Below are 4460 nucleotides of genomic sequence, written 5' to 3'. Positions count from 1 at the left end.
ACACTGCGGTGGTCAGTGCCATGAACGAAATGTTCAGCCAAAAGAGCTTGAAAGCAATTCTGCAGGACAGCATCCGAACAGCCCTTTTGCCGGGAAATGGCGAAACCAGCCTTGCAGCCATCGACAGCAGGCTTTCTCAACTGCGGGAACAGCAGTACCGGCTCCTTCAGCTTGCCGCCGCCGTGGGAGCGGATTCCACCCAATACGATGAGGAACTGAAGAAGGTCAGTATGGAATTCTCCGCACTGGTGGCAAAACGGAGCGAGCTGGAGAAAAATAAGCAGGATACCGAACAGGCGGACGAGCGTGCAGAGCAGCTTGCCGCCGAGCTGGAATCGGCGGACACCGGCATCACTGCCTTTGACGAGGTCACGGTGCGGCAGCTGATCAGCGCCATTACGGTACTCAGCGAAGAAAAACTGCTCATCCGTTTCAAGGACGGAACGGAGATTGAGCAGATCATATAAGGGCAACAGCAATCAGGTGCGGTGAAATATCCTGCACCTGATTTTCTATATCCCATAAGTAGCTGAACATAAATTCAAAGCATATCAGGAGGAATGAAAATGTTTTTCGATTACCAAAAAGCACAGCGGATGAAGGAGCGGTATCCCAGCGGAACCCGCATCCGACTCAATAGTATGGATGACCCCTATGCGCCCATTGCGCCGGGAACGGAAGGAACTGTAAATTTTGTAGATGACATCGGCACGCTTCACTGCACCTTTGACAATGGACGCACCCTCGGTGTCGTTCCCGGAGAGGACAGCTTCTCGGTGCTCTCGCGTCCAGCACCGTCTGAGCCGGAGGCAAGTCCCACTCCGCAGTTCGGCATGAGGATGGAATGAAAGGAGGATGCACCGTGAAACGGATTACGACAGATGAGCTTCGCACCATGACAGACCATGAGGGACTGATTCTTCAAGGCTGCGGCGGGGAGCTTTCAGAATGGGTAAACGGCATCAACGAGCTGCTGACACAGGAAGGAATTCTGCAAAACGGCGATACCTTCAAGGATGTTTTCGCTTTTGAGCATGACGGCTGCACCAATCTGCTGTTTTCTATGGAAAATGTGGATTTGCATATGGGAAAGCTCGCCATATGGCGTTTGCAGTCACACAGTGCTTTCGGCGGCACTTGGCTGAGTGATTATCTTCCCAACCGGCTGGGCGTTCATATGGATGAAGCAACTGCACAACAGGGCGGCGGCCTTGAAATGAAACAAAGCTACTAACAATTCCAAGCATTTCACCGGCGGAGCTTGCTCTGCTGGGTACATAAAAAAACAGGCTCCCACGGAGCCGGAAAGGAGAAACCTATGAAAGCATTGAAAAAAAACAGTGCCCTGTATCTGGAACAGATTGCCTCTGCGGTAGCTGAATGCTATGAAAAAGATGAGAAGCCCTGCAATCGGGCATTGCTGGAGCTTTATACACGGATCGGTCAATGTATCTGCCGTCAGGGAGAAAAAGCGTTTATCCCGCACTTGGCTGAAATGCTCGCTGACCGGTTTCCATCGCTGAAGGGATTCTCTCTTCGCAATCTCCGCAGGATGCGTGACTTTTACCGCACTTATGAAAACAACCCGATTCTTATGGAAAGGGCACAGTCTCTTGGCTGGACACAGAACACCGTGATACTGGAGTACTGCGAAACCGATGCGCAGCGTTCTTTTTATATTGGCCTTGCCGTGGAACGGAACCTTTCCAAACTGGCGCTCATGAAAGCCATTCAGGAGCATGCCTTTGCCGATACCCTCCATGCAGAAAATTGCTCCGAAAAAGTGGAACCCAGCTTTGCCCCTGTAAGCGATAGCTGTCCAGATGAAGCCGTAGACACCACCGAAACCGCTGAAACGGTGTGTGAGCCGTTTGTGACAGCGTGTGAGCCTCCCCGCCAAGGGGATGCTCTGCACCGAAACAATGATAGCGGCTATAGCAAAATCCTCGCAATGCTTCCAACAGTCAGAAGAATGAAAAATATGCGAAAACAGTTCATTTCATGCTGGCAGGATTATTCGTTTCCGAAACGTCCCGTTTCATCAAAAACATTGGCGCAGAAACAAATCATCCATTTAAAGCCGCCGCCCGATATGGTTCAACCGAAGAAGCTCCCGCCGCCTTTTATCAGAAAACAGGGCAGGTATTATCAATGGCAAGTACATCGACCGAAAACAGCCGCATAATTATTTGAACACGGCCATGAAGAGTCTGAGGATTTATGGCATCATAAAATTGGTCATTGCCTGCGGAGAATCCGATTTATTTTGAGGACTGGATGCTCTTTTTTGAGAAAGATAAGAAATCTTTTTTCCACGGTGTCCACATAAAAAAGCCGTGTGTAAGAATGATACCTTACACGCGGCTTTTTTATATTTATCTTTATACCTATGTAATAGATGTATTTACACATCATTTTCTGCAGACATAACCTCGCCTTGTTTCTCACAGCCTATATCTTCACCGATTGGTGGATGAAAAGAGGGCTATCCCGTAAGCTTTCGCTTATTGAGATAACCCTCTTCTTATTACTTAATGGTGATAATGTGTTCTTGCTTTAGTCTTCGTCGGAATCGTCATCATCTTTTTTCAGCTTCAACGCTACCGAGCCAACAATTGCGAGGCAACCAAAAACAGCGAGAATTCTGGATGCTCCGCCGAATTTTGGCAGGTTGCCAAGAGGAAGCTTTGGATCAACAATAGTGACCAAACCATTGGGGAGAGGTGCTAACGGCAGAGCCGGATCGTCAATGGTTACAGTATCATCGGGATTATTGTTATTTCCGTTGCCGCCACCATTGCCGCCGTTACCACCGCTTCCGCCGGTAGAACGTGTATAAGTGATGACCACTTCGTATTGGTAATCGGGGTCATAATCAAAATCACTGGTGTGCACAACAGTTTTAGGTTTGGTAACGATATCCAATGCAGCCTCTTCGTTAGGCAAGGCTTCCGCAGTGGCTTTAGATTCTTCGGCAACGGGCTCTTCGGATTTTGTTTTCTCGATTGCCGCTGTTTCTGCTTTGGACTCTTCTTCTACTGTTGTTTCTTCTCGCACTTCGGGTTCCGTTGCATCAGAGGTGGCTGCTTCCGAAGATGTGTTCTCTTTTGAAGTATTCGCTTCTGTTTCTTCTTTAGACTCTTCGGGCTCCGTTGCATCAGAGGTGGTTACTTCCGAAGATGTATCCCCTTCCGGTGCTTCTTTTGTAAAGGCCGGCTCGATCGTAAATTTCTCATCACCAGCTTTAACTTCTCCGGTTTCCGTTGCTTCTGCATTGGGCTCCTCTGTTTCCGATACATCGGGTTTGGCTGCTTCTAATTCTTCTTTCACAGGAGACTGCTCAGCTGGAAGTTTCTCCTCTTTCAATACAGGAGCCGGAAGAACATCATCTTTTAACGTTCCTCTTACTTCAATTTTAGAGAAAGAATAGCTTTTTCCGCTAAACATTTTGATTCTCTCTGCAAACATTTTTGAAACCTGAACCTTAAATGCCGATCCGTCAGCAGGAATGGTCAGCGCAACCGATGCTCCACTCTGACTGCCATTTCTGCTGCCATTGGTGAAGTACTCATGCGTTACAGGAATGATCACGCTGTTATCGGGAATTTCTTTGTAGTATACTTTGATGACATTTTCATCTTTGGTGATGGTAAAAGGCAACTCGGCTCGGTCTCTGGTATAACCTTCCTGTAGTCCCTTTGCATCCGGAACGGATGTGACCACCGGGTCGGATGCAGGAACGGTAAGTCCTTCAGAAGTTTCAAATGGCTCTGTTTCACCATCGTAGTAGTATTCAATGGTGTAGGAGAGGGTCTGAGTGCTGTCTTTTACATAATAAACCTTAATGATATTGTTTTCTGCGGTTACTTCGAACGGTAACTTTGTGGATGTCGCTTCATCTAGTTTGTAGCCAGCGGGTGTTTTGTCAGGTACGCCGTTGGTGTCAACTATCGGAGTATGATTAGGAACGGTACTATTGTAGTCCCAGCCCTCTTGGTGGTTTCCATCCTTGTAGTATTCTACCTTGTAACCCAGCCTTTGACTTTCATCTTTTACATAGTAAACCTTGATGGTGCTACCGCTTGCAACAGCAGCCGGAATTATTGCAGGGTTGGTGCTTTCGAATTTGTAGCCGGGGTACTTGCCGTTGGAGGTATCTACGGGCTTGACGGTGATGTCGTTCGAAGCGTTGACCCACACCGTTTCTTTCTCGGTGTAGCTATCGGCATCGATCTTAGAGCCGTCTTTGTAGTACTCGACGGTGTAGCTCAACTCCTTGGTCTGTGCTTCATCTTTTACATAGTAGACCTCGATGGTGCTACCGCTTGCAACAGCAGCCGGAATTGTTGCAGGGTTGGTGTTTTTGAACTTGTAGCCGGGATACTTGTTATTGGCTGTATTAACCGGCTTGACGGTGATGTCGTTCGAAGCGTTGACCCACACCGTTTCTTTCTCGGTGT

The 4460-nt window shown here is 48.1% G+C and carries 3 protein-coding genes and 2 pseudogenes; 4 read left to right on the top strand and 1 reads right to left on the bottom strand.

The features are described from left to right. The 4 genes and pseudogenes from RTV33_RS15090 to RTV33_RS15075 all read left to right on the top strand — a co-directional run. A pseudogene (locus tag RTV33_RS15090) lies at positions 1–467 on the top strand (recombinase family protein); the annotation flags it as partial. A 99-nt stretch (positions 468–566) separates the two neighbouring features. Further along, on the top strand, positions 567–848 hold the full coding sequence (locus RTV33_RS15085) for a DUF4314 domain-containing protein (RefSeq protein WP_312645631.1): 282 nt from the start codon (positions 567–569) through the stop codon (positions 846–848). 14 nt (positions 849–862) lie between these two features. After that, positions 863–1234, top strand: coding sequence for a hypothetical protein (locus tag RTV33_RS15080; protein WP_312645628.1), 372 nt, complete (start codon positions 863–865; stop codon positions 1232–1234). Between the two features lie 84 nt (positions 1235–1318). Further along, positions 1319–2185: a DUF1016 N-terminal domain-containing protein gene (locus RTV33_RS15075; protein WP_312645626.1), complete on the top strand. Its 867-nt coding sequence runs from the start codon at positions 1319–1321 to the stop codon at positions 2183–2185. Between the two features lie 371 nt (positions 2186–2556). Here the strand turns inward: RTV33_RS15075 and RTV33_RS15070 are convergent. Further along, positions 2557–4460 (bottom strand): annotated as a pseudogene (locus RTV33_RS15070) (hypothetical protein); the annotation flags it as partial.

Origin of the sequence: Hydrogenoanaerobacterium sp., assembly GCF_032017025.1 — a bacterium.
GTDB lineage: Bacteria > Bacillota > Clostridia > Oscillospirales > Ruminococcaceae > Hydrogenoanaerobacterium.
The sequence above is the reverse complement of the archived record's forward strand: the minus strand, read 5'-3'. Positions and strand labels throughout refer to the sequence as shown.